The organism is Cellvibrio chitinivorans (assembly GCF_035117775.1).
In the GTDB taxonomy this organism is placed as follows: Bacteria; Pseudomonadota; Gammaproteobacteria; order Pseudomonadales; family Cellvibrionaceae; genus Cellvibrio; species Cellvibrio chitinivorans.
Genome location: NZ_JAYKKN010000001.1, coordinates 607,710 through 630,229 on the forward strand (window position 1 = coordinate 607,710; position 22,520 = coordinate 630,229).

The 22,520-nt window shown below is 49.2% G+C and carries 22 protein-coding genes; 20 read left to right on the forward strand and 2 right to left on the reverse strand.

All coding sequences use genetic code 11. The features are described 5' to 3' along the window. The first annotated feature begins 68 nt into the window (after window positions 1-68). The 15 genes from rsmG to SPL68_RS02675 all read left to right on the forward strand — a co-directional run bounded on the left by rsmG (window position 69) and on the right by SPL68_RS02675 (window position 14,814). Complete coding sequence (rsmG, locus tag SPL68_RS02605) at window positions 69-674, forward strand: 16S rRNA (guanine(527)-N(7))-methyltransferase RsmG (RefSeq protein WP_416377413.1); 606 nt, start codon at window positions 69-71, stop codon at window positions 672-674. Window positions 675-710: 36 nt separating this feature from the next. Next, a complete protein-coding gene (locus SPL68_RS02610) occupies window positions 711-1,511 on the forward strand; it encodes a ParA family protein (RefSeq protein WP_323813505.1) in 801 nt (266 codons plus the stop codon). Window positions 1,512-1,534: 23 nt separating this feature from the next. Next, window positions 1,535-2,446: a ParB/RepB/Spo0J family partition protein gene (locus tag SPL68_RS02615; RefSeq protein ID WP_323813506.1), complete on the forward strand. Its 912-nt coding sequence runs from the start codon at window positions 1,535-1,537 to the stop codon at window positions 2,444-2,446. A gap of 264 nt (window positions 2,447-2,710) precedes the next feature. Beyond that, window positions 2,711-3,142 carry an ATP synthase subunit I gene (locus SPL68_RS02620; protein WP_323813507.1) on the forward strand — a complete coding sequence of 144 codons (432 nt, stop codon included), beginning with the start codon at window positions 2,711-2,713 and terminating at the stop codon, window positions 3,140-3,142. Window positions 3,143-3,181: 39 nt separating this feature from the next. Continuing rightward, the gene (gene atpB / locus SPL68_RS02625; RefSeq protein WP_323813508.1) at window positions 3,182-4,090 is read left to right on the forward strand and encodes a F0F1 ATP synthase subunit A; all 909 of its coding nucleotides are present in this window, start codon (window positions 3,182-3,184) and stop codon (window positions 4,088-4,090) included. Window positions 4,091-4,148: 58 nt separating this feature from the next. Continuing rightward, entirely contained in the window at window positions 4,149-4,385 is a 237-nt protein-coding gene (gene atpE / locus SPL68_RS02630; protein ID WP_323813509.1) for a F0F1 ATP synthase subunit C, read from the forward strand. A gap of 46 nt (window positions 4,386-4,431) precedes the next feature. Then, window positions 4,432-4,902 (forward strand): F0F1 ATP synthase subunit B, encoded by a 471-nt coding sequence (locus tag SPL68_RS02635; protein ID WP_323813510.1) that lies wholly within the window; start codon window positions 4,432-4,434, stop codon window positions 4,900-4,902. An 11-nt stretch (window positions 4,903-4,913) separates the two neighbouring features. Next, window positions 4,914-5,450 (forward strand): F0F1 ATP synthase subunit delta, encoded by a 537-nt coding sequence (locus tag SPL68_RS02640; RefSeq protein WP_323813511.1) that lies wholly within the window; start codon window positions 4,914-4,916, stop codon window positions 5,448-5,450. Window positions 5,451-5,472: 22 nt separating this feature from the next. Further along, window positions 5,473-7,017, forward strand: a complete 1,545-nt coding sequence (atpA, locus tag SPL68_RS02645; RefSeq protein ID WP_323813512.1) for a F0F1 ATP synthase subunit alpha — start codon at window positions 5,473-5,475, stop codon at window positions 7,015-7,017. A 72-nt stretch (window positions 7,018-7,089) separates the two neighbouring features. Continuing rightward, window positions 7,090-7,953 carry a F0F1 ATP synthase subunit gamma gene (gene atpG, locus SPL68_RS02650; protein WP_323813513.1) on the forward strand — a complete coding sequence of 288 codons (864 nt, stop codon included), beginning with the start codon at window positions 7,090-7,092 and terminating at the stop codon, window positions 7,951-7,953. A 108-nt stretch (window positions 7,954-8,061) separates the two neighbouring features. Further along, a complete protein-coding gene (atpD, locus tag SPL68_RS02655) occupies window positions 8,062-9,441 on the forward strand; it encodes a F0F1 ATP synthase subunit beta (protein WP_323813514.1) in 1,380 nt (459 codons plus the stop codon). A gap of 77 nt (window positions 9,442-9,518) precedes the next feature. Next, entirely contained in the window at window positions 9,519-9,944 is a 426-nt protein-coding gene (locus SPL68_RS02660) for a F0F1 ATP synthase subunit epsilon (protein ID WP_323813515.1), read from the forward strand. A 100-nt stretch (window positions 9,945-10,044) separates the two neighbouring features. Continuing rightward, a complete protein-coding gene (glmU, locus tag SPL68_RS02665; protein ID WP_323813516.1) occupies window positions 10,045-11,403 on the forward strand; it encodes a bifunctional UDP-N-acetylglucosamine diphosphorylase/glucosamine-1-phosphate N-acetyltransferase GlmU in 1,359 nt (452 codons plus the stop codon). A 169-nt stretch (window positions 11,404-11,572) separates the two neighbouring features. Next, a complete protein-coding gene (locus SPL68_RS02670) occupies window positions 11,573-13,789 on the forward strand; it encodes a glycoside hydrolase family 9 protein (protein ID WP_323813517.1) in 2,217 nt (738 codons plus the stop codon). Between the two features lie 200 nt (window positions 13,790-13,989). Further along, a complete protein-coding gene (locus SPL68_RS02675) occupies window positions 13,990-14,814 on the forward strand; it encodes an oxygen-binding di-iron domain-containing protein (protein ID WP_323813518.1) in 825 nt (274 codons plus the stop codon). Window position 14,815: 1 nt separating this feature from the next. On the opposite strand, the gene SPL68_RS02680 is transcribed toward SPL68_RS02675, so the two are convergent. Beyond that, the gene (locus tag SPL68_RS02680; protein WP_323813519.1) at window positions 14,816-16,240 is read right to left on the reverse strand and encodes an MATE family efflux transporter; all 1,425 of its coding nucleotides are present in this window, start codon (window positions 16,238-16,240) and stop codon (window positions 14,816-14,818) included. A 172-nt stretch (window positions 16,241-16,412) separates the two neighbouring features. Here SPL68_RS02680 and SPL68_RS02685 point away from each other — a divergent pair, with 172 nt between their 5' ends. The 5 genes from SPL68_RS02685 (at window position 16,413) to SPL68_RS02705 (ending at window position 20,716) form a co-directional block, all read left to right on the forward strand. Next, window positions 16,413-17,087, forward strand: a complete 675-nt coding sequence (locus tag SPL68_RS02685) for a hypothetical protein (RefSeq protein ID WP_323813520.1) — start codon at window positions 16,413-16,415, stop codon at window positions 17,085-17,087. 70 nt (window positions 17,088-17,157) lie between these two features. Next, window positions 17,158-17,937 carry a DeoR/GlpR family DNA-binding transcription regulator gene (locus SPL68_RS02690; RefSeq protein WP_323813521.1) on the forward strand — a complete coding sequence of 260 codons (780 nt, stop codon included), beginning with the start codon at window positions 17,158-17,160 and terminating at the stop codon, window positions 17,935-17,937. A gap of 176 nt (window positions 17,938-18,113) precedes the next feature. Then, window positions 18,114-19,943 (forward strand): glutamine--fructose-6-phosphate transaminase (isomerizing), encoded by a 1,830-nt coding sequence (glmS, locus tag SPL68_RS02695; protein WP_323813522.1) that lies wholly within the window; start codon window positions 18,114-18,116, stop codon window positions 19,941-19,943. Window positions 19,944-20,032: 89 nt separating this feature from the next. Then, complete coding sequence (locus SPL68_RS02700; protein WP_323813523.1) at window positions 20,033-20,317, forward strand: type II toxin-antitoxin system HigB family toxin; 285 nt, start codon at window positions 20,033-20,035, stop codon at window positions 20,315-20,317. Between the two features lie 9 nt (window positions 20,318-20,326). Beyond that, a complete protein-coding gene (locus SPL68_RS02705; RefSeq protein WP_323813524.1) occupies window positions 20,327-20,716 on the forward strand; it encodes a helix-turn-helix domain-containing protein in 390 nt (129 codons plus the stop codon). A 13-nt stretch (window positions 20,717-20,729) separates the two neighbouring features. Here the strand turns inward: SPL68_RS02705 and SPL68_RS02710 are convergent, their stop codons facing one another. Further along, entirely contained in the window at window positions 20,730-22,322 is a 1,593-nt protein-coding gene (locus tag SPL68_RS02710; RefSeq protein ID WP_323813525.1) for a sigma-54-dependent transcriptional regulator, read from the reverse strand. Window positions 22,323-22,520: the final 198 nt, after the last annotated feature.

Genomic DNA, 22,520 nt, shown 5'->3' on the forward strand with positions numbered 1-22,520 from the left:
TAAGTGAGTTGTGAGTGACTGATTTACACACTGAATTGCGCAATCAACTGGTGCGCGGCGCTGTCGAAATGTCGGTAGCGCTGAATGACGAGCAGATTGAAAAACTGCTCGTCTATGTGCGCGAATTTGAAAAATGGAATAAAGCCTATAATCTTTCTGCAGTGCGCGATATTCGCCAAATGGTGGCGCGCCATCTATTGGATAGTTTAAGTGTGGTGCCTTGGTTTACTGCCAATAAAAAATTTTCCGCTACGCGGATTATTGATGTTGGCACCGGCGGCGGTTTACCGGGAATTCCACTGGCAATTATGTTTCCGGAAAAACAATTTACCCTGCTCGATAGCAACGGTAAAAAAACCCGTTTTTTATTTCAGGTAAAAACGCTGCTTGGGTTAACCAATGTCACGGTTGAAAATCGCCGTGTAGAAGAATTCCAGCCTGAGCAAAAATTTAACGCGGTGATCAGCCGCGCATTTGCAAGTTTGCAAGATATGACTGACGGCTGTACTCACCTGTTGGAATCGGATGGTATTTTTTTAGCGATGAAAGGCCTGTTTCCGCAGGATGAACTTACCCCCATCGCCGATAAAATTTCCTTGCTTGAAAGTAGTAAACTTTTGGTTGCTGAAACCGATGGTGAACGCCATCTGCTGGTTTTACAGCCAAAACAATAAAAATTTTCAACCACACTGTGGTTATAGGATTTTCACTTGACCAAGATATACGCTATTGCCAATCAAAAAGGTGGTGTGGGTAAAACCACCACCTGTGTGAATTTAGCAGCATCACTGGTAGCAACCAAAAAGCGTGTCTTGCTAGTGGATCTCGATCCACAAGGTAACGCCACTATGGGCAGTGGTGTAAATAAAAATGAAGTCGAGCATTCAGTTTACGATGTGCTCACAGAACGCAAAACCATTCATGAATGTTTGGTTTTTTCGGAAAGTGGCAAATATCAGGTATTGGCTGCAAATGGCGACTTAACGGCCGCAGAAGTGGAAATGCTCGCGCTCGATAACAAAGAGCGTCGTTTGCAAAATGCACTCCATCAAGTGCGTGATCAATTTGATTATATTCTTATCGACTGCCCGCCTTCGCTCAACATGTTGACCTTGAACGGTTTGACTGCCTGCGATGGCGTAATCATCGCCATGCAATGTGAATACTATGCGCTCGAGGGTTTGTCGGCGTTGGTTGGCACCATCAACCAAATTCAAAAAGTGCTCAATCCGAATTTAAAAATCGAAGGCCTGCTGCGCACCATGTATGATCCGCGTAACAGTTTGACCAACGATGTATCGGCGCAATTGCAGCAGCATTTTGGCGATCGTTTGTATCGCACCTGCATTCCGCGCAATGTGCGCCTCGCTGAAGCGCCGAGTTTTGGTATGCCCGTGTTAGCATTTGATCGCCAATCCAAAGGCGCAATTGCCTATTTGGCGCTCGCGGGTGAAATTTTGCGTCGCAATGAAACCGGCGCTAAATCTTCTGCGGCTGCAGAAACTCTCTAACAAAACTGATTAAGGCGATTCAGATGTCGACAAAACGCAAAGGATTAGGAAAAGGCTTGGATGCACTCTTGAGTGCCGGTTTGGGTGTAACTGCACCTGCGCCCGAAATGCCGATAAATCCTGCGGAAGTAGATAGCAAACTGGAATATCGCGATGGCAAACTCGCGCATATCCCGGTGGAACTGATCCAGCGCGGCAAATATCAACCGCGTCGCGACATGCATCCTGAAGCCTTGGAAGAATTGGCCGAATCGATCAAAGTTCAGGGCGTAATGCAGCCGATTGTAGTGCGCTCAATTGGTGAAGGTCGTTACGAAATTATCGCTGGAGAACGCCGCTGGCGTGCTACCCAAATTGCAGGGTTAGATAAAATTCCGGCGGTTATTCGCGATGTGCCCGACGAAGCAGCAATTGCGATGGCGCTAATTGAAAACATCCAGCGCGAAAACCTAAATCCCATCGAGGAAGCTGTTGCGCTCAAGCGTTTGCAAGATGAATTTGAACTGACTCATGCGGAAGTGGCGCAAGCGGTGGGGAAATCCCGTACCACTATCACCAATTTGCTGCGCCTTATCGCCCTGAGCGATGAAGTAAAAACTCTGCTGGAACACGGTGATCTGGAAATGGGTCATGCTCGTGCTCTGCTGACACTCGACCCTGAAACCCAGCGTGCGATTGCGCGGCAGATTGTCGCTAAGGGGTTATCGGTACGTCAGACCGAAGCCTTGGTACGTCTGCATCAGGAAGGGCGCGATGCGGAAAAGGTAAAACCTGAAGTGACGGTTTCCGCTGATATCCGCCGCCTGCAAGATCAACTCTCCGATACCTTGGGTGCTGGGGTTGAGATCCAGCATGGCGCCAAAGGTAAGGGAAAATTGGTGATTAGTTACAACTCGCTTGATGAATTGGACGGCATTCTCGGCCACATCAAATAAATTTTTACGTTTCTTATTGTTCTTCTGGCGCCTATGCAAAAGGCGCCTGTCCCCAATATCTAGTTGTCCATATCCACATCAAACACTATTTGCAGTAAACACAAAAATTACGCCTAAATTTACAGCAAATTTACTAGGCAGTTTTTGTGTTTGGTGCTAGTCCGATGGTTGCTGCTAGGGGGCTTAATCTCTATAATGCGCCACGTTTGGGCGTCTGGAGCATAAACCTGTTACCAATGGTAATAAGCGGTTCTTTGTGACAGAATGCCGCCGCAAAAAAAGAGGGCAAGATTCAAAATGTCGCGTTATCTAAATGGGCGTGGCTTTGCTCTTCGAATAGTGGCAGTTCAATTATTAGTAAGCTTGGTGATCAGTGCCCTGGCTCTTGCGGTCGATTATCAGATCGCAATTTCAATGTTTACTGGTGGAATTATTTGCGTGGCAGCCAATTTGTGGCTGGCACTCGTGACGTTTCGTCCCCGATTGGGCGCGTCCACCCAGAAAATACTGGCGGCTTTTTACGTCGGTGAATTGGGAAAGTTTGTTATCACAGCCCTGTTGTTTTTGCTCGCGTTCAAGCAGATAGCGCTATTCAAAAGTGCCACTTACGCAGCGACTATGATTTTGGCTTATGTGTTGGTTCAGGCAATTGCCTGGCTATATCCGCTAGTTCGCAGCCCCGCCGGGCGCCGCTAGTGAGAACCGATTTCAACTTTGGTCATTTGGAATTAAATAATGTCATCCGCTGAACACGCAGAAGCAATTACGTCCTCAGAATATATCAAACACCACCTTACCAACCTCACCTATGGAAAATTACCCGATGGTACTTGGGGCTTTGCCCATAACGGTGATGAAGCTGCACAAATGGGCTTTTGGGCCGTTAACGTAGATACCATGGGTTGGTCGTTGTTTTTAGGTGCTCTGTTTTTCTTCATCTTCCGCAGCGTCGCGAAAAAAGTGACCAGCGATGTTCCCACTGGTTTTCAAAACGGTATCGAAGCAGTTGTTGAATTTGTTGATAACAGCGTTAAGGGCATGTTTCCTTACAAAAGCGTTGTAGTTGGCCCACTGGCTCTCACAATTTTGGTCTGGGTATTCTTTATGAATGCGATGGACTTGATTGCGATCGATTTGCTACCGAAAACTGCTGAGTTATTTGGTGTGCATGTATTGGGCGCCGATCCTCACTCGGTATTCTTCAAAGTTGTTCCATCAACCGACCCTAACATCACCTTGGGTATGGCGGCGACGGTTTTCCTGTTAATTATTTTCTTCAGCTTGCGTGAAAAAGGCCTTGTAGGTTTTGCTAAAGAGCTGACTCTGCATCCATTCCACAGCGGTAATGCTTTTGTACAACTGCTGTTGATTCCAGTAAACCTGGTTCTGGAATTGTCCAACTTGATCGCTAAACCTATCTCTCTGGGTCTGCGTCTGTTCGGTAACCTTTACGCTGGTGAAGTTATTTTCATTCTGATCGCAATCATGATCGGTGTGAATTTGGTTCTGGGTGTATTTGGTATGTCACTGCAAATTATCTGGGCGCTGTTCCACATTCTGATCATCGCCCTGCAAGCATTTATCTTTATGGTTCTGACCATTGTTTATATGAGCATGGCGTTCCAAACGGATGAACAACACTAAGTTTTACAATTTGTTTTTTGGTTTTTAATTTTTATCAACTTAAGTAGGAGAAAACACTGTGAATGAAGCAACAGCTTTGATTTATTTGGCGGGTGCACTGGTTATCGGTTTGGGCGCAATCGGCGCTGCAATCGGTGTAGCACTGTTGGGTGGTAAGTTTTTGGAAGGCGCTGCTCGTCAACCAGAATTGCTGCCAATGCTGCGTACCCAGTTCTTCGTTGTTATGGGTCTGGTGGATGCGGTTCCAATGATTGGTGTTGGTATCGGCATGTACATTTTGTTTGCGGTTGTTTAAGTACTCGCGCATTAACATTAAATCCCTTTAACAAAGGCATTCAACTGTGAACCTTAATGCAACTTTCATCGGTCAGATAGTGGCGTTTGCCATCTTCATTTACCTGACACAACGTTATGTGTGGCCTCCCATTGTTGCGGCAATGGCGGAACGCACCAAGCGTATCGCTGATGGGCTACAGGCTGCAGATAAAGCCGAAAAAGATTTGGAATTGGCCAAAAAGAAAGTCGTTGAGCAGCTTACAGCTTCGAAGAAAGAAGCTGCCGCGATTATCGATCAAGCTAACAAACGTGCAATCGAAGTTGTTGAAGAAGCAAAAGAGAAAGCACGTGTTGAAGTTGAGCGTATCAAGGCCTCTGCCCAAGCTGAAATTGAACAAGCTACTGCCCGTGCAAAAGAAGAATTGCGCAATAAAGTAGTGGTTCTTGCTCTGGCTGGTGCAGAAAAAATTCTTGAATCCTCTATCGATCAAAACGCTCACAACGAGTTGGTAAACAAACTCGCTGCAGAGCTCTAAGAGAGGTAGATATGGCTGAACTGACTACCTTGGCTAGACCCTACGCCAAAGCAGCATTTGAATTCGCCTTGGCTGCCAATAAATTGCAGTCATGGTTTGAAGCTCTGGAAGTTTCAGCCGCTGTAGCAGAACAAGATCAGGTGAAAAAAGCCTTGGGCGCATCTGGTCTTTCTGCAGCACAAAAAGCTTCCATCTTTGTACAAGTTTGTGGTGAAAAGATGGATGAAAATCAAAAGAATTTCATCCACACCCTTGCGAGCAATAAACGTCTGGCACTGCTTCCGTTCGTAAAAGAATTGTTTGCCAGAATGAAGGCGCAGCAAGAAAAAACTATCGATGTCGAGGTAACCGCAGCTTATGAGTTGCCGGTTGACTTGATCAACAAATTGGCTCAGGCACTAAGCGCCAAACTGGATCGTAAAGTCAGTGTTCAAAGTTCTGTAGATAAGAGTCTGTTAGGCGGTGTTCTTATCTCTACTGGCGATATGGTTATCGACGGTTCAGTCCGTGGCCGCTTGGCGAAGCTCGCCGAAGCAATGAAATCCTAATTTTAGGGTTGAGGAACAGAGCATGCAGCAACTGAATCCTTCTGAAATCAGTGAAATCATCAAGCAGCGCATTGCTGGCCTTGAGTTTTCAACAGAAGCACAAAACGAAGGTACTGTCGTTTCTGTAACAGACGGTATTATTCGTATTCACGGTCTCGCCGATGTTATGTACGGTGAGATGATTGAATTTGAAGGCGGTATCTACGGTATGGCACTGAACCTGGAGCGCGACTCCGTTGGTGCTGTAATTCTGGGTGATTACCGCGGTGTGGCCGAAGGCCAAAAATGTAAGTGTACCGGCCGTATCCTTGAAGTGCCTGTTGGTCCGGAATTGCTCGGTCGCGTTGTTGACGCACTGGGCAACCCAATCGACGGTAAGGGTCCGCTGAACGCTAAAATGACCGATGCAGTTGAAAAAATTGCTCCGGGCGTAATTTGGCGTAAGTCGGTAGACCAGCCAGTACAAATCGGTTTGAAAGCAATCGATGCGATGGTACCTATCGGCCGTGGCCAGCGCGAGCTGATCATCGGTGATCGTCAAATCGGTAAAACTGCCATTGCTGTTGATGCCATCATCAACCAAAAAGGTTCTGGCATTAAGTGTATTTATGTTGCTATCGGCCAAAAAGCTTCTTCTATTGCAAGCGTTGTACGCAAGCTGGAAGAACACGGCGCTATGGAGCACACCATTGTGATCGCTGCGACTGCATCTGATCCAGCGGCGATGCAATTCCTGGCTCCGTTTGCCGGTTGTACTATGGGTGAATACTTCCGCGATCGCGGTCAAGATGCCCTGATCATTTATGACGACCTGACCAAGCAAGCTTGGGCTTACCGTCAAATCTCTCTGTTGCTGCGCCGTCCACCAGGCCGTGAAGCTTACCCAGGCGATGTGTTCTATCTGCACTCGCGTCTGCTTGAGCGCGCATCTCGTGTAAGCGAAGACTACGTAGAGAAATTCACCAAAGGTGAAGTGACTGGCAAAACCGGTTCTTTGACTGCACTGCCAATCATTGAAACCCAAGCTGGTGACGTTTCTGCGTTCGTTCCAACCAACGTGATCTCTATTACCGACGGACAGATCTTCCTTGAGTCGTCCATGTTCAACTCAGGTATCCGTCCTGCGATGAACGCCGGTATTTCGGTATCGCGTGTAGGTGGTGCTGCACAAACTAAAGTAGTTAAGAAACTCTCTGGTGGTATCCGTACCGCATTGGCGCAATACCGTGAGTTGGCGGCCTTCTCCCAGTTCGCATCAGATCTGGATGAAGCAACCAAATCACAATTGGAACACGGTCAACGTGTTACCGAGCTGATGAAGCAAAAACAATTTGCTCCATTTAGCGTTGCGCAAATGGCATTGGTACTGTTCGCTGCGAACGAAGGTCACTTGAAAGATATCGAAGTTAGCAAAGTATTGGACTTCGAAGCTGCCCTGCTCTCTTTTGCTAAAGCTGAATACGCTGACACTATGGCGCACATCGATGCGACCGGTGATTGGAACGGCGAATTGGAAGGCAAATTCAAAGAGCTGGTGACCAAGCTGAAAGCGAGCCGCACCTGGTAATCTGGCGATCGCTGCGCTAACTCGCAGCGATCTCTAACCTTTTAGGCTTAGGCCTTAACCGGGGTTCGAGAGATGGCAAGCACAAAAGAAATTCGGACGCAGATATCTAGCGTCAAAAGCACGCAGAAAATTACCAGCGCGATGGAAATGGTCGCCGCGAGTAAGATGCGTCGTGCACAAGAGCGCATGCAATTGGGTAAACCTTACGCCAATCGCATTCGCGAAGTAGTCGGGCACTTGGCCAACGCCAACCCCGAGTACAAACACCTGTTTATGAAAGAGCGCGAAGTTAAACGCGTAGGCTATATCCTGGTTTCCAGTGACCGCGGTCTTTGTGGTGGTTTGAACACAAATATGTTCAAAGCAGCTATCAAAGATATGAAGGTCTGGGCGGATAACGGCATCGCGATTGATTTGTGTCTGATTGGTGCCAAAGCGGGTCAATTCTTTAAAAGCTTTGGTGGCAATGTTGTTGCCTCTACCCGCGATATCGGCGAAGCCCCGCAAGTGGCTGACCTGATCGGCAGCGTGAAGGTAATGCTGGATGCGTTTGAAGCCGGCACTATCGATAAGCTGTATCTGGTAGGTAACGACTTTGTTAATACCATGACGCAATCACCCAAAGTTCGCCAGTTGCTGCCTCTGGTGGCCGAAGAAAATACCAAGTTGAAACATCACTGGGATTATATCTACGAGCCGGATGCAGAGTTCCTGTTAAAAGGTTTGCTGACTCGCTTTATCGAATCACAAGTGTATCAAGCGGTAGTTGAAAACGCGGCGTCTGAACAGGCAGCGCGTATGATTGCGATGAAGAGCGCAACCGACAACGCCGGTGAATTGATTGATAGCTTGAAGTTGATTTACAACAAAGCGCGTCAGGCAGCGATTACTCAGGAGCTGTCTGAAATTGTAGGTGGTGCGGCAGCAGTTCAATAAGCTGCGCCTGATCTGCCCTGAAAGACTAACGATTTTTATATTTAATCCTTCAGAACCCCGAGTGCTATTAAAGGGTCTGGAATTTCTGGAACAAATGAGGAACCGGAAATGAGTAGCGGACGTATCGTTCAGATTATCGGCGCCGTTATCGATGTGGAATTCCCACGCGATGCAGTGCCTAAAGTGTATGACGCACTGGTTATTACCGAAGGCAATCTTACCCTCGAAGTGCAACAGCAATTAGGTGACGGCGTTGTGCGCACCATTGCTCTTGGTTCCTCAGAAGGTCTGCGTCGCGGTTTGACCGTAAGCAACACCAACGAGCCAATTAAAGTGCCAGTGGGTGTTGAAACCCTCGGCCGTATCATGGACGTATTGGGCAACCCAATCGACGAAGCTGGCCCAATCGGTGAAAAAGAGCGTATGCAAATTCACCGTGCAGCGCCAAAGTACGAAGAGCTGGCTGCTTCTGAAGAACTGCTCGAAACCGGTATTAAGGTAATCGACCTGGTTTGTCCTTTCGCCAAAGGCGGTAAGGTTGGCCTGTTCGGTGGTGCCGGTGTAGGTAAAACCGTAAACATGATGGAACTCATCAACAACATCGCAAAAGAGCACAGCGGTCTGTCTGTATTCGCCGGTGTAGGTGAGCGTACTCGTGAAGGTAACGACTTCTACCACGAGATGAAAGACTCTAACGTAGTAGATAAAGTAGCGATGGTTTATGGCCAAATGAACGAGCCGCCGGGGAACCGCTTGCGTGTTGCTCTGACTGGTTTGACCATGGCAGAAAAATTCCGTGACGAAGGTAAAGATGTTCTGTTGTTCGTTGACAACATTTACCGTTACACCCTGGCCGGTACCGAAGTATCAGCATTGTTGGGCCGTATGCCTTCTGCGGTAGGTTATCAGCCAACTCTGGCGGAAGAGATGGGCGTTCTGCAAGAGCGTATTACTTCTACCAAGATCGGTTCTATCACCTCTGTACAAGCGGTATACGTACCAGCGGACGACTTGACTGACCCGTCACCAGCGACCACCTTTGCGCACTTGGACTCAACCGTAGTATTGAGCCGTGATATCGCCGCTAAGGGTATTTACCCAGCGATTGATCCACTGGACTCAACTTCACGCCAGTTGGACCCAATGATCATCGGTCAGGATCACTACGCAGTAGCGCGCGGTGTACAAACCGTATTGCAACGCTACAAAGAGCTGAAAGATATTATTGCGATTTTGGGTATGGATGAATTGTCAGAAGAAGACAAACAAACCGTATCGCGCGCACGTAAAATCGAGCGTTTCCTGTCTCAGCCTTTCCACGTAGCAGAAGTATTCACCGGCTCACCGGGCAAATACGTTCCACTGAAAGAAACCATCCGTGGTTTCAAAGGCTTGCTTGCTGGTGATTTCGATCACCTGCCAGAACAAGCTTTCTACATGGTGGGTTCTATCGACGAAGCTGTAGAAAAAGCCGGCAAACTCAAGTAATACCTAGCCCTGCACGAGAGTGCAGGGTTTAGTTTTGAGCGGATTAATACAGTTTATCCAAGTTAAAGAGACACTATATGGCCATGACAATTCAATGCGATATCGTCAGTGCTGAGCGTGAAATTTTCTCCGGTATTGTGGAGATGGTAATTGCTACAGGTACTTTGGGTGACATAGGTATTGCCTATGGACACGCGCCATTGCTGACCGGTATCAATCCAGGCCCTGTGCGTCTGATCAAACAAGGCGGCGCTGAAGAAGTGTTTTTCGTTTCCGGTGGCTACCTCGAAGTTCAGCCTTATCATGTAACCGTATTGGCAGATACTGCCTTGCGTGCTGATGATATGGATGAAGCCGCGGCGCTGGAAGCTCAAGAACTGGCACAAAAGCAGCTTTCTGAACAAGCTAAAGAAATTGACTTCCAACGAGCTCAAATTCAATTGGCTGAAGCTGCTGCACAATTGCGTACCTTGCAAGCGATCAAGAAAAAAGCAGGCAAGTAATCGATTGTGGATTACCCAAAAGGCGACTTTCGAGTCGCCTTTTTTATTTAGACTGCTCCACTGTACACTCGCATCGTTTTTTAACTCAAAGGAATTCACCATGCTCGACATCCTCGTTCTCGCTGCCGGTAAAGGCACACGTATGCGCTCCGACTTACCAAAAGTTTTGCACCCGATTGGCGGCAAGGCGCTGGTGCAGCATGTGGTGGATACAGCGCGTCAGGTAGGTGGTGAACAAATTTTAATTATCGTTGGCCACGGCGCGGAAAAAGTGGAAGAACGCATGGCTGCACCCGATGTGAAATTCGTGTTGCAAGCGCAGCAACTGGGCACAGGTCATGCGGTGCAACAGGCGCTGCCACAATTGCGCAATGATGCAACTGTGTTAATCCTCTATGGCGATGTACCGCTCACTCGCGCTGAAACCCTGCAAAAATTGATTGCTGGCGTAAATGAAACGCAGATGGGGCTGCTTACGGTCAACATGCCAGATCCAACCGGTTACGGGCGCATTGTGCGCGATGCTTCCGGCGCAGTGATCGCGATTGTTGAACATAAAGATGCCAACGATGAACAGAAAAAAATCGCTGAAATTAATACTGGCATCATGGCAGTGAAAGCAGCGCATCTGCAAAAGTGGTTGCCGCAATTACAGAACAATAATGCACAGGGTGAATATTACCTGACCGATATTATCGCTATGGCCAAGGCCGATGGCATCGCGATTCATGTTGAACAACCCGATGCGATTGAAGAAGTTGAAGGCATCAACAATCGCCAGCAACAGGCGGCGCTGGAGCGTTTTTATCAAAAACAAAAAGCCAATGAGTTGATGGTTGCCGGTGTAACCTTGCTCGATCCAGCGCGTTTGGATATTCGCGGTAATTTAACCGTCGGTCGCGATGTAGTGATCGATGTGAACTGCGTATTTGAAGGCGATGTGGTCTTGGGCGATGGTGTAGTGATCGAGCCTAATTGCGTGATCATCAATAGCAAGATTGGCAACAACTCGCACATCAAAGCCTTCAGCCATATTGAAGAAGCAGTGATGGCAGCGAATTGCGATATTGGCCCCTACGCGCGTTTGCGCCCGGGAACAGATTTGGCCGACGAGGTGAAAATCGGCAACTTTGTGGAAACCAAAAAAGCAGTGATCGCCAAAGGTAGTAAGGTGAATCACCTGAGTTATATCGGCGATGCCAAAGTCGGTAGTAAGGTAAACGTTGGCGCAGGTACCATCACTTGTAACTACGATGGCGTGAATAAGTTCAAAACCGAAATTGGCGATAACGCGTTTATCGGCTCCAACTCTGCGTTGGTCGCGCCAGTGAAAATCGGCGCAGGTGCAACCGTGGGCGCAGGTTCGATTATCACCAAAGATGTCGAAGATGCTGAACTGGCGATTGCGCGCAGCAAGCAGCGTAATATTCAGGGTTGGGAACGGCCGACGAAAAAATAATGAGTGATAAAAACGAGGCCAAAGCGCCTCGTTTTTTTTATGGATGAAACTGGACTGAGGCGATCTGCAAGAAAGAGTAAAGTTATAAAAACGGTACAAAAATTAGCTGTCGCTTAAAGATGAAACCGTTATCATCAGGCATTAAATCAGATAAATATAAGAGCGATTTATGACCTTACTAAGATCTTTAATTACCCTTTCGGTTATCAGTTCATTAGCAGCCTGCGGTGGTGGAGGTGGCGGCGGTTCCAATCCTGCGCCTGCATCCTCTGCTCCACCGGCAAGTAGTTCAGCGCCTTCATCGATTGTTGCATCATCGGCGCTTTCTTCTTCTCTGGTGTCCTCCTCAACGATTTCTTCCTCGGTAATGTCATCGAGTGTGCTGTCTTCTTCGGTGAGTTCGTCGCTAATGGCTTCGTCCAGTTCGATGATTGAATCTAGCAGTCTTGCGTCCAGCTCGATAAGTTCATCAGGTAGTTCGTCATCAAGCCCTATAACCGCAGTTATCAGCGAATTTATTGTGGTGGATCAGTTTGGCTATCTGCCGGATGCACAAAAAATCGCGGTGATCCGCGATCCGCAAACCGGTTATGACGCGGCAAAGAGTTTTACGCCGGGCGCGACTTATCAATTGATCAATCTGGCTACCAATGAGGTGGTGCTAAGTGCTGCACCTAGCCGTTGGAATCAGGGTGAAACTGATACCAGCTCAGGCGATAAAGCCTGGTGGTTTGATTTTTCCAGCATCACCACATCCGGTAACTATGCGGTGGTGGATAACACCAACAACCTACGCTCGCCCGATTTCAAGATAGACGCCAATGTGTATAAACCAGTGCTGAAAGAAGCATTTCGAACCTTCTTTTATCAGCGCGCTGGCTTTCCCAAGCAAGAACCCTATGCCGACGCGGCCTGGGTGGATAGCGCCAGTCACCTAGCGGCAGGGCAGGATTCAGAAGCGCGTCTGTATAGCGATAAAACTAACGCAGCGACTGCGAAGGATTTATCTGGCGGTTGGTATGACGCGGGAGATTACAACAAGTACACCACTTGGGCGGCGGATTATGTACTGACCTTGCTGCATGCCTATATCGAAAATCCAGCAGCTTGGGGTGATGACTTTAATATCCCCGAATCGGATAACGGCATTCCCGATATTATCGACGAGGTGAAATGGGGGCTGGATTGGCTGAAAAAAATGCAGGATGCCACGGGAAATAATTCGGTGCTGAGCATTGTGGGGTTGTCCCACAACATTGGAACCAATGGTCCCATCGCCAGCCCACCCTCTACCGCGACCACTCCCAGCTATTACGGGACTGCCAGTACCAATGCCACTATGTCTACGGCGGCAGCCTTTGCGTTTGCCAGTAAAGTATTGGGAGAGCAAAACAATGCCGGGCTGACTAGCTATGCGAACGATCTCAAAACCCGGGCAGAAGCGGCTTGGACGTGGGCAGTCGCCAACCCTGATGTTACTTTCTTTAACAATGATGAAAGCCGGCAGCCGGGCAGTGCCAATTTAGGTGCTGGGCAGCAGGAACCAATCGATTGGAACACCGGCACTGCCAGTACCAAGGATCGCGCGACTAAAAAACGTATGGCAGCCGTGTACTTGTATGCGGCTACGGGCGGTGCAAGTTACAAAAGCCATCTTGAAGCAGACTATGTAAATGCGGATCTCAAAACCTTTTCCGACTCTTTCCGTGAAATGGAAAATACCGCTCTGCTTTATTACGCAAGTCTGGCTGGTGTAACCCCAAGCGTTGCGACCGACATCAATACCTGGTTTAAAAATGCCATGAACTCGAGTGATAACTGGCAGGCAATGACGGCTAAAAAAGATCCCTACTTTGCCTACATCAACTATTACGGTTGGGGTAGCAACAGCACCAAGTCGGCCAAGGGCAGTATGTTTATGGATCTGATTGAGTTCAATATCACCGGTTTTGACACCACAGCGGCCAAAAACTCTGCACTCACCTATGTGAACTACCTGCATGGAGTTAACCCGCAGGGGAAAGTTTACTTGTCCAATATGTATGGTTTGGGTGTGTACAATTCGGTGAACGAGTTCTACCACACTTGGTTTACCGATGGCTCGGCTAAGTGGGACAAGGTGAGCACATCTATTTATGGCCCGGCGCCTGGATTCCTTGTGGGTGGCCCTAACCCAAGCTATGACAGGGATGGATACTGTACTACCAGCTCTAGCGATACCAAATGTGAAACTGTTGAAGCGATTACTCCGCCCAAGGACCAGCCAGCACAGAAAGCCTATAAAGATTTCAACACCAGTTGGCCGATCAATTCCTGGAGCGTGACCGAAAACTCAAACGGCTATCAGTCGAATTACCTGCGGTTGTTATCCAAGTTTGTAAATTAACCTTTTTGTGGATTAATGATCCGCATGTTTCCCCAGTCCGCCCTGCAAACGCAGGGCGGGCTTTTATTTGGTCAATTCTGCGATTGAATTTGAAATAGCTCAACAGAATTAAAAACTCTTCCGTTATTTTCACTTCGCTTGATTCGTATCAAAGTCCGCTGCGCCATCCCGACTAGGCTGGGCTATTCGCGGAGACTTTTATGAATCATCCCTTTTTCCCTAAAGACAAAGCCCATGTGCTCTACAAGCAGCCCAATCATGTCTGCATCCAGTTTTCGGATTTGGTGATTGGTGAAGGCATTCAATCCAACCAGTTTTTGATTATCAATAATGGCCGCGCCGCGCTCATAGACCCGGGTGGCGACCTCACCTATACGCCGCTTAATATCGAACTGGGCAAATTGGTGAAGCTGCAGCAGCTGGATTATATTTTCGCCTCTCACCAAGATCCGGACATAATCGCCTCATTGCCGCGCTGGATGATGCACACCCAGTGCAAAGTCGTTACCTCCAAACTCTGGTCGCGGTTTTTGCCGCACCTGGCCTCGCAATTTATGACGCAGCAATACTGTCAGGCTTTTGAGGAGCGGATTATCGCCATGCCTGATCAGGGTGGCGCTGTTGCCTTGGGCGAAACTGAAATTGTGGTGTTGCCCGCTCATTTTTTGCACTCAGTGGGCAACTTCCACTTTTATGATCCCATCAGCAAAATCTTGTTCAGTGGCGATATGGGCGCGTCGCTAATCGAAACTCACGCTGAACAACCGGTAGAAGATTTCATCGCCCATGTGCCGCACATGCGCGGCTTTCACCAGCGCTACATGGCCAGCAATCGCGCCTGCCGCCTCTGGGCAAACATGGTGCGGCAAATGGATGTGGAAATGATCGTCCCGCAACACGGAAGCCCTTTTGTGGGCAAGGCGATGGTGCATCAGTTTCTCGATTGGATCAGCGATTTACAGTGCGGAATCGATCTGCTTTCCCAGTCGAGTTTTGATGCGCGCAAGGCTGGGTATAGGGGCTGATCTAACCCGGCAACCCATCCTCAATAACGGCATCCTGAGTCACTTTGGCGATGTGTTTGTCGTCTTCAGTGATGCGGGTTTGTTTCCAACTGCCGCGTGCAAACCAGCAGAGCGCAATAATCGCCACCGCGATATTGGTCACCGGAAATGACCACCAGAGGCCGGTTTCGTGTAAGTCCGTGTGTTTGGACAGCACATAGGCCATGGGAAACTGGATCATCCACTGCGACACCATCGCAATCACCATAGCGCTGAGCATATTGCCCGAGGCGCGGAAGGTGGAAACGATGCACAGTTGCACGCCAATCCCGCCCCAAGCCAGTGCCATAATACGGATGAATTTTGCGCCTTCGCGGATAACCTCGGCATCATCCGGGACAAAAAACGCGACTATATTGTGGGCAAAAATATAGGTGATGATGCCCACCAGCGTGAGCGCAACAAAACCGTAGAGCGACCCGAGCATGGCGATACGCGCCGCGCGCTGGATATTGCCCGCGCCTATGTTCTGCCCCACCAGTGTCGAAACGGCCATGGACAAGCCCAGCGCGGGAATAGTGATGAACTGCAAAATATTGGAGCCGACGCCATAAGCGGCGATGGTGAGGGTGCCAAAACTGGTGACCAGAAACGACATCACCATCAGCCCCAAACCGCGTGTGGATAACTCCACCGAGCCGGGAAAACCGAGGAAAAACGCGCGTCTGATGTAAGCTGGATCGGGTTTAAACGCGCGCCAATTCAGTTGAATGCCGTGGCGCCCGCGCAGAAATATCCACATACCAATCGCCGCTGCTAGCGCTTGGGTTGCCAGCGTCGCCAATGCTGCGCCCATCACCCCGAAAGCAGGCACAAACTGCCAGCCAAAAATAAACAGCGGGTCGAGCGCGAAATTGAGAATCACCGTACCCAGCACAATCAACAGCGGCACTTTGGTCTGGCCGACGCCGCGCATCAGCGACTGGAACATGGAGAAGATAAACACAAAAATAATGCCGATAAACGACACCCGCATAAAACCCAGCGCGCCCTCGTGCACATCAGGAGCAACCTTGAGCAGGTGCAATAAATAGGGTGATAGGTAATAGCCGATTGACCCCAAAATCACCGAGACCACTGTCACCATCAGCATCGTCTGTGCCGCCACATGGTTGACCATATCCGGCCGCCCGGCGCCCATGTACTGCGCGGTTAGCGTCGCCCCCGCCATCGCCAGCCCCGAACCCATTGCAATCACCAAAAAGGTGACCGGAAAACTCACCGATACCGCTGCAACTGCAGCTGCACCTAATCGCCCGACCCAAAAGGCATCGGTCAGCTGGTAGCCCGCCTGCAAAATGCTGGCAAGAATAATCGGCACTGCCAGCGTCATGAGCGCCCGCGCAATCGACCCCTCCAAAAACAACGCCTGTTGGTTGTCAGACATAAACGCTTCCTTTTAATGATGTGCAATTAATCAACCTGAATGAACTTTAGCCTAGCTGGGGTTTAAGTGGATTTTGTTTCTGCGCTGTTTATTTCATCAAGGCAGAATCCAAATTCGTTTTATCCACGTCTAGATAAGCAGTGTCATTCAACTGCTTATGTGGATAAATCCTATGCACAAGACCAATCGCAACACCATCAACCCTATTCGCTTCAGCATCGCACTACTGGCTAGCTTCCTCTGTTCAACGATGGTTTTTGCCACCGAGGGTGAGCGCCACATCAGCTTGCAGCAGGATGTGGCCAGTGCCGAACTCATCCGCTTAAGTGTTCCGGTGGGTGAGGTCGATATTGAGGGTATCGCGGGCACTAACCTTGTGGCGGAAGTGACTGCCGTCTGTGAGGATGAGGAGCGGGAGGTGTGTTTGGATCTATTGAAGGAACTGGGTTGGGCGCAAAACATCGCTAGTACGGCTGATTTTTTGCTGCTGCCTGATGGTGTCAGCAACTTTAACAATGTGAAGATCAAAGTAAAAATTGGCGTGCCGCAGGATAAGCCATTGCAGGTCAATGTCAGTGCGGGAGAACTGACCATCAGTGACACCAGTGGGTGTCTGAAAGCAGAGTTGGGTGCTGGTCAAATTGACATTACTCTCACGCAAAGCCAGTTAGCCGCGGTAGCACTGGCTGCCAAGGTGGGCGATGTGAAGCTTATCAACCCACAAGGTGAGAGTACTTCCGGCCAGCGCTCCCTATTGGTCGGTGCCAGTCTTGAGTGGCAAGGTAAAGGCAAGTGCCACACCGAGGCCAATGTGTTGGCTGGTGAGGCAAAACTAACGCTGAAGTGATCAAATAGCTTGCTAATAAGTTTCGAAGGACTAAAATATCTTTCAAATCGAAACTTATTGCGAGCAAATAATGACAAAACGCAACACCCAGCAGCGTCGTCGGGCGATTATCGATCTGCTTAATGAAAGCGGCGAAGTCAGTGTAGAAGCCCTTGCTGAGCAGTTTTCCACCTCGGAAGTAACCATTCGCAAGGATTTGGCGGCACTGGAGTCCAATGGTTTGCTGCTGCGTCGCTATGGTGGCGCGGTTCCCGTCCCGCAAGAGTTGATGAGCGATCCAGTCGAAAAAGTTTCGCTTCGTAAGCAAGCCATCGCCAAAGCTGCTGCTGAATTGATCCGCGACCATAACCGCATCATCCTCGATAGCGGCAGTTCTACTACCTCCGCCCTTTTGCCCGAGTTATCCCATAAGCAGGGGCTGGTGGTGATGACCAATTCCCTCAGCATTGCCAACGCCCTGCGCGAGCTGGAAAACGAACCCACTATTTTGATGACTGGCGGCACCTGGGACCCGAAATCCGAAGGTTTTCAAGGTCAACTCGCCGAACAGATTCTGCGCTCCTACAACTTTGACCAATTTTTTATCGGCGCCGATGGTCTGGATCTCGCGCGCGGCACAACCACTTTTAATGAACTCTATAGCCTGAGTCGCGTCATGGCGGAAGTCGCGCGCGAAGTGATTGTGATGGCGGAGTCCGACAAGCTCGGGCGCAAAATTCACAACCTCGAATTGCCTTGGTCGGCGATTAAAGTATTGGTCACCGACGAAGGCATAAGTGCAACTGATAAACAAAAAATAGAACAACAAGGCGTGCAAGTGCTTATTGGAGAAATCTCTAATCTCCCCTAACCCCTCTTTGTCAAAGAGGGGGATTTAGTCCCTCCTTTTGACAAAGAGAGGTTAGGAGGGATTGCTCTTCCTCCCCATTTTTTTGAGGGAGATTAAAAAAGCAAAATTTTTACAAGAAATAAATTGTTACTACCACTTAATCATTACTACTAGTTTTTAACTCAAGGAGAAAAATCATGTGTGGAATTGTTGGCGCAGTAGCGCAACGCGATGTAGCGGATATTCTGGTGGAAGGATTGCGCCGTCTTGAATATCGCGGATACGACTCAGCCGGTGTGGCGGTGGTGAGCAATGGTGAATTACACCGTGTGCGTCGTCTCGGCAAAGTAAAAGAATTGGCCGATGCCATTCACGCCGAACCTATCGCCGGCGGCACCGGAATTGCGCACACCCGCTGGGCAACTCACGGTGAGCCAAGTGAACGCAATGCGCACCCGCACGTGTCAAAAGAACACATCGCCGTGGTGCACAATGGCATCATTGAAAATCACGCAAGTTTGCGCCGTCTGTTGCAAGAAGAAGGGTATGTATTCACTTCCGATACCGACACCGAAGTGATCGCGCACTTGGTCGAAAAAGAATTAAAAACAACACAAAGTTTATTGGCTGCGGTGCAAAAATCGGTAAAACAATTGCACGGCGCCTACGGCACTGTATTGATGGATAAAAATGATCCATCGCATTTAGTGGTTGCGCGTTCAGGTTCGCCGCTGGTGATTGGTTTGGGCATTGGCGAAAATTTTATTGCATCTGACCAGCTTGCACTTTTGCCGGTGACCCGTCGCTTTATCTTTTTGGAGGAAGGCGATGTTGCGAGCATTACGCGGTTTCACATCACCATTTTTGATAAAGATGGCAACAAAGTTGAACGCCAGATACATGAATCCACTGCGAGTTATGACGCGGGTGACAAAGGCAAATTCCGCCACTTTATGCTTAAGGAAATTTACGAGCAGCCTAACGCGGTGATGAATACACTCGAAGGCCGTTTGAGCAGTGAATCGGTATTGGATGAAACTTTTGGCAACGGCGCCGCTGAATTATTTAAACAAGTGAAACACATTCAAATCGTTGCCTGCGGCACCAGCTATCACTCGGCGATGGTCGCACGCTATTGGATTGAATCGCTCGGCGGCATTTCGTGCAATGTAGAAATCGCGAGTGAATTCCGCTATCGCAAATCCTTTGTGCAGCCAAACAGCTTGTTAGTGTCTATCAGCCAGTCGGGCGAAACTGCCGATACACTCGCGGCATTACGCCTCGCAAAAGAAATGGGCTATCTCGGCAGCCTCACCATTTGTAACGTGGCAGGTTCTTCGCTGGTGCGTGAATCTGACCTCGCGTTTATGACGCGCGCTGGAGCAGAAATTGGTGTAGCGTCAACCAAAGCATTTACTACGCAATTGGTTGGTTTGGCGATGCTGGTTTTAGCGGTAGGTAAATACAACGGCTTAACTGCAGAGCAGCAACAAGAGATGGTCGCTGCGCTGAAAAACCTGCCGGCGAAATTGGAAGAATCTTTAGCGCTTGCACCAAAAATTGAAGCTCTCGCTGAAGAGTTTGCTGATAAACACCACTCACTCTTTTTAGGCCGCGGCGATCAATATCCGATTGCAATGGAAGGCGCACTGAAATTAAAAGAAATTTCCTATATTCACGCAGAAGCCTACGCTGCCGGTGAATTAAAACACGGCCCACTCGCACTCATCGATGCGCACATGCCGATCATCGTAGTCGCGCCGAATAATGACTTGTTGGAAAAATTAAAATCCAACGTCGAAGAAGTGCGCGCGCGCGGCGGCATCTTGTATGTATTCGCCGATGAAGATGCACATTTTGAATCCGATGCCACCATGCGTGTAATCAATGTGCCCCACATTCACCCTTGGCTCGCGCCAATTCTCTACACCTTGCCGTTGCAATTGCTGAGTTATTACGTGGCGATTATTAAAGGAACGGATGTGGATCAGCCAAGAAATTTGGCCAAGAGCGTGACGGTGGAATAAAAACTTCCCTTTTTGGGAACTGCCTTTTATACTTCCCAAAAAGGGAAGTATAAAAGCCTTTCCGCACATGAAATACAAAAGGAATTGCAATGAAGGTCTTAGGACGGGACAAGTTAATCCGCTTTAGCCAAAAACATGCAAATGCCAAAAAAGTGCTGGATGTCTGGTTCGATGAAGCATTAAAAGCACAATGGAAAACACCGCAGGATATAAAAGAGCGATATTCCAGTGCCGACTTTCTGGCAGATAACCGTGTCATTTTTAATATCAAAGGCAATCATTATCGCTTGGTGATCAAGGTTAGATACCAACATGGCATTGCGCTGATTGAATGGATTGGCACTCATGCAGAATACGGCAAGCAGGTGTTTTAGGAGGTGGCTATGTACCGCATCAAACTCATAAAAAATGATCAGGATCACGCCGAGGCGCTAGCGCGTGTCAGCGAGCTCATGGATAAACATTTCGCTCCTGCCAGCGAAGAGGCCGATGAGTTGGAGGTATTGGCACTCTTAGTTGAGCGCTACGAGCAAGAGCATTTCGCCATGGAAAATCCTGATCCTATAGAAGCGATTAAATTTCGTATGGAGCAGCAGGGGTTGCTCAAAAAAGATCTTATTCCCTTTATTGGTTCGGCCTCCAAGGTGACGGAAGTGCTTAATGGTACTCGTGCACTCAGCATCAATATGATTCGCCGCTTAAGTGAAGGTCTGGATATTTCGGCGCAGGTATTAATCCGCGAGCCGCGCAGACTCTCTAAAAAAGTATCTTGATGGTGCGATTGATTTAATCCCCCACCGTATAAAACGCCCAGCGTCTCTCACCCTGTTTATGCAGGCGCCCTTCTTTGTGTAATTTTTTGAGCAGATAAGAGGCGCGGCTGTGGTCTATGGCTAGGAGTTCTTGCGCGAGGGTATTATCGATCCGGCCTTGTGCGCGGGCAAAATCCAGCAAAAGTTGTTCTTCGGATTCGCTACTGGCGAGCGCACCTGTACTACCAGATTCGTTGAGGATTGCACTGGGGGTTGATGCAGAGGCTGGCATTGTTTGCGAGGGTTTCTGCGAGGATTCAGACAGGGGTTCCAGAAAATGCAGATGCTGGGTTTGGATCATCTGCCCGCGGCTGGCGATAAGGGCGTATTCGATCAGGTTTTTCAATTCGCGCACATTGCCGGGGTAGTGATACTGGCTCAGTTGCGCCAGTGCTTCGGCAGAAATGGCGGGTTTGTCGCGCCCCATTTGCCCACCCAATTGCGCGAGAAAATGTGCAGTCAGGATAGGTACATCGCCAATGCGCTCGCGCAGCGGCGGCAGTGAAATGCTATAGCTCGCCAAACGGAAATAGAGATCCTGACGGAATTCCTGCAGCTGAATGCGGTTGCGCATATCCACATTGGTCGCCGCGACTACGCGTACATCCAGTTTGCGGCTGTATTTGCCGCCCACCGGTGTCACCAACCCATCCTCCAATACGCGCAATAACTTGGCCTGCAGTGGCAGGGGCATATCACCTATTTCATCCAAAAACAGGGTGCCGCCATCGGCCTGTTCAAAATAGCCGTGGCGGTCGCTGGTGGCGCCAGTAAAGGCGCCTTTGGTGTGGCCAAAAAATTCGGCGTCGGCCAGCTCGGCGGGAATAGCCGCGCAGTTGACGGCGATAAACGCCTTGCCGCGTCTGGCGCTGCCGTAGTGAATGGCGCGCGCGATCAGTTCTTTGCCGGTGCCGCTTTCGCCCAAGACCAGCACATTGGTGCGCGGCGCCTGTTGCAGACTGCGCACCTCATCCAGCAACTGGACTATGGCTGGGGTCTGGCCAACAAAGGCATCTATACCCCAGGTTTGGGCTTCCTGACGGGTGAGCGATGAGAGGGTTTGATCGGCTAGTTGATAGGCGCTTTCTGCGCGCAGACGGCGGTCGATTTGCTCCTGTAATTCGCTATTCAAACGCTCCAGTTGGCGATTCTTATCCAGCAGCTCCTGTTGCTGACGTGCCAGAGTCAGATGAGCGTTGATGCGCGCCAGCACTTCTTCGCGTTGGATCGGCTTGGTGACAAAGTCCACCGCGCCGGCAGCAAAGCCCTCGACCTTGTTTTGGATATCGGTCAGGGCGCTCATAAAAATCACCGGCACCTCTTTAGTCACTATGCCGGCCTGCAAACGGCGGCAGACTTCAAAGCCATCCATGTCCGGCATCATCACATCCAATAACACCAGACTGGGCGGGCGTTGCCGGGCAACTTCCAGTGCTTCTGTGCCACTGGTGGCGACCATCAATTCCAAGCCTTGGTCTGCTAAAAAGCTCTCGCCCAAATAATCGATCAGTACATCCAGATTATGGGGCTGGTCATCGACAATCAAAATCAGGGTGTTGTGAGTCACGGGCTGTGTTCCATTCGGGTTAGCTATAAGCGATATAAACGCAGTATAAGCAACTATAAGCGAAACACGGACTTTTCTATCGGCGATTTTTGCTCGTTTCTATAAGCGATTCTTATAATGTATTGATTTTATTAGTTTTATTTTTTGGCAAAGCTTTTGCAAACCAAGAATGAAAGCAAGAGTGAAATAGACAAAATC